The organism is Vibrio sp. 1401 (assembly GCF_033340295.1).
The window spans coordinates 1-598 of sequence record NZ_JAWOWF010000570.1; the positions used below are offsets into that span (position 1 = coordinate 1).

Sequence of the window (598 nt, forward strand, 5' to 3'; positions counted from 1 at the left end):
TTAACGATGCCCATTATGGACGGTTTCGAGGTTCTTGAGTCTTTACCCGTCAGCCATTATCCAACTCAGATCGTGATCGTGTCGGGTGATGTACAACAAGAAGCAAAGCAGCGCTGCCTAGAGTTAGGGGCAATGGATTTTATCGCAAAGCCGTTGTCAGAAGAACAAGTCATCCCGCTGTACGAGCGTCTTGGGTTGCATTATGCACAGCGAACATCAATGGAGCTTAATTCTGCACAAAGCCAAGAAGAGCTTTCATCCCTTGCCAAGTTTCGTGAAATTGCCAACATTGCGCTAGGCAAAGGGGCGGCCATTATGGCTGATCACTTGCATGAGTTTATCCAGTTGCCAGTTCCGCATGTTGGGCCATTGTCCTATGGTGAATTGCATATGACGCTGGTGGACGTGATTGGGCGAGATAGCTCTGTAGCGGTTTCGCAGCGCTTTGTTGGCGGCGGTATACACGGAGAGGCGTTGGTTTGCCTACGTGGGAAAGATATCAATCAAATTGGCGAAAGGTTGGGGTATCTGCTCGAATTTACGCCTCATAATGAAATTATTTTAAATGTCTCTAACTTGCTGGTTTCGTCATTCCTAA

At 47.5% G+C, this 598-nt stretch carries 1 protein-coding gene; it reads left to right on the plus strand.

Annotation, left to right across the window (positions count from 1 at the left end; genetic code table 11):
• A partial coding sequence (locus R7Z77_RS26880; RefSeq protein ID WP_318137243.1) for a response regulator occupies window positions 1–598 on the plus strand: 598 nt, incomplete at both ends.